This window comes from bacterium (assembly GCA_041648665.1).
Classification (GTDB): Bacteria; UBA10199; UBA10199; order 2-02-FULL-44-16; family JAAZCA01; genus JAFGMW01.
Genome location: JBAZOP010000199.1, coordinates 1 through 2,763, shown reverse-complemented (window position 1 = coordinate 2,763; position 2,763 = coordinate 1). Strand labels below are relative to the sequence as shown.

Here is a 2,763-nt window from a genome sequence, read left to right as displayed (position 1 = left end):
CTACAACCATCACTGGCGCCTCGAACGGCTGGGATTCCTCACGCCGGCCGAGGCCCGTCAGGCGGCCCTTGACAAGGCTGCCGCGTGAGCCTTATCCTGTGTCCAGACAACTGGGTGCGGTACAATCGGAACAGCCCTATTTGTCGGAGAAAGTATAAAAGACTATTGGCCGCCATGCTGTTCACTGCCGCCATTGCTCTTGCGCAAGATGAGAAAACAAAAACAGGGTTCTTGCCCTAGCGGAGAATCAGGAACGGAAAATAGGGACTGTTCCTATTATCCAGGTGCGCGCCTAATTGACCTCGGAACCCGCGCGCTACGCCGCCGGCACGCGCGAGTACCTGGGCTGGGGCGTGCTCGCGCTGGTGGGGAGGTGATGGGGGGCGTTGCCTCGCGCCCGGCGCTTGCGCCGGTTCGTGCGGAAAGAGTATCCTGAACGATATGAGCGGCCGGATCACGCCCCGAGAAAAGGCCCAGTGCATTTTGTTCGTTCTCCTGGGGGTGGGCGCCCTCGTGCTGAAGCCGGCCTATCACGGCCCGCTTGAGGAGCCGGTGTACAGCTACGGCGGCAACGTCGTGGTCTCGTTCGCGGTCTACTTCCTCGCCGTTTTCGGGAGCTCCGATCTCGGGTGGGGCCGCCTGGCCGCCGCGGGGGCCGCGCTGGCCGCCGTGGAGGTCTTCGAGATCACGGACGGGTTCTTCGGCGTCATGTCGAACACCTTCGATCCGTACGACCTCCTGGCGAACGCGGCGGGGATCGGCGTGGCGCTGGCCGTCGATCTGCTCGTGCGCCGGGGTAATTAGGGAAATAAGGACAGTCACGAATGGCACTAAGATAAGCCTCGGTGGCAGTGGCTGCGATGAGGGACTTCGTGAAACAGGGAACGGGCTTGCGTGAGGAATTGGTAGTTTTTAGGCCGGCGTTTGACCGCACGCGGCTCCCGGCGGCCGGGTCGACAAGGAAGCCGATCCGCGGCAAGGTGGAGTAGACATTCGTGCAAGAGTAAAGCATGCTGTTCTGGGGATGAGGCGCTGGCCAAGACCGGGGCCCATTGGCGAAGGGTAGCGAGGGTGCCGGCGAAGCTGATCTGTCTCGGATTGATCGCCGCTTGGGCGGCCGCCTGAAGGATCAACGCCCGCACCATGTTGTATGCGATCTGATGCAATCGGAGTTCCTTGTGGATGAGGGCGGGGGTGTGGCAGCGTAAGACATCCATGGCCAGGGTGCATTTGATGTCTCGGAGGAACAGCTCGACCTGCCAGCGACGGAGATAGAGCTCAGCCAGAGCGTGCGGGGGATAGGCCCGGGGATCCAGAAGGGTCGTCATGAGGATGAGGGAGCGGGTCCGATACCCGGGACGCCGCACCGAGACGGCCACATGGCGGACACAGAGGGTAGGGGGCAGCCTCCGCCATTGGAGCGGAGTCAGCCAGCTCGGACAGGCCCCCCGACGGAACCATTCCACCAACCGATCATGGCGGGAGAAGCGCTGGAGCAGGCGGAGGCCGGTCGAGCGGCGGGCATGTAGGCGCAAGACGCAATCGACCTGCCGTAAGCCCAGCAACGCCACATGGGCAAATGAACAAAACCCGCGATCCGCCAAGAGGACATCCCGGGGCCTCAAGCGGGACCACAGTGTGCGAAAGAGGGCCCCTTCGCCAACGGAGTAGGGGCCGAACGCCATCTCCAGCCAAGCGCCCGAGACCAGAGAAAACAAGCCGACCAAGCGCAGGACCGGGAATCCACATCCGGGTTTCTGCTGGGGTACTTGGGGATAGCAAGCTTGGTTAGCCGGCGTATCCGGCATACTGACGCCGGTGCCATCCGCCACCAGCACCCGACGACCCTTCCAGAGCGGAAAGGGGAGAGCGGCCTCCTCCAGCCGGTGCAGAAGGGCGCGGTGAATCCGCTCCAGCCAAGCGCCCACCAACCGGGCGCGGGCTTGACAATAGGCCGAGGTGCTGGAGGAAAGACGATGGGAGCCCCGGCCCCCCAGCCAGGCGTGGGCCTGAGCCAGCGCCTCACGACAGGAACGGCCGGGATCCATCATTTGCCAGAGAAAAAGCCAAAAGGTGGTAGCGGGGTCAAACCATCGGTAGCGGAAGCCGGCAGGGGGAGAGGGAAGAGGCGGCAGACCCGACCCGAACCACTGATTTAAGGCCAGCGGGGTGTGGTGGCACAACGTACGGACGGCGGAACGCAGCGTCAGCATGGGCACCGACCTCCGGAAGGGCTTGACAAGCCCTGTAGATACATGTATATATACATGTATCTTATAAATATAGCAAGGAGAACCGGTATGCCGACACCGCCCCAGCTCGATCCCTTATGGAAACGGTATGACACCCTCCGCCAGGCGTTGGCCGCTCTGGGCCCGATCCTGCAGGGCAGCATCCTCCAACGCCGCTTGCAACGGCCGCTACGCTCCCTCCAGGGGAGGGAACGGATCTATGGTCCTTACTACCAGTGGACCCAAAAACGCGAGGGCAGGACCGTCAATGTGAATCTCAGCCGCGCCCGGGCCGCCACGGTGGCCAAAGCGATTCGGGAACACCGCCGACTCGAGCGCATCCTAAACCAGATGCGCGTCCTCTCTTTGCGAATGGTTGAACTTACAACTCCCGATGTGTCAAGAAGATCGGCACGCTTAGGGCAGAGAAAAACGCCTTAACTTAGTGCCATTCGTGACTGTCCCTATTATTCATAGGTGACTGTCCCTATTATTCATTTTAGACCCTCTTCCCGGCGACGAAGGTCTCATC

Annotated in this window: 1 protein-coding gene and 1 pseudogene; both read left to right on the top strand. The window is 62.0% G+C overall.

Annotation, left to right across the window (positions count from 1 at the left end; genetic code table 11):
- Positions 1–281 precede the first annotated feature (281 nt).
- A pseudogene (locus WC683_20685) lies at positions 282–377 on the top strand (SAM-dependent methyltransferase).
- Positions 378–441: 64 nt separating this feature from the next.
- Positions 442–804, top strand: a complete 363-nt coding sequence (locus WC683_20680; protein ID MFA4975028.1) for a hypothetical protein — start codon at positions 442–444, stop codon at positions 802–804.
- The last annotated feature ends 1,959 nt before the right edge of the window (positions 805–2,763 follow it).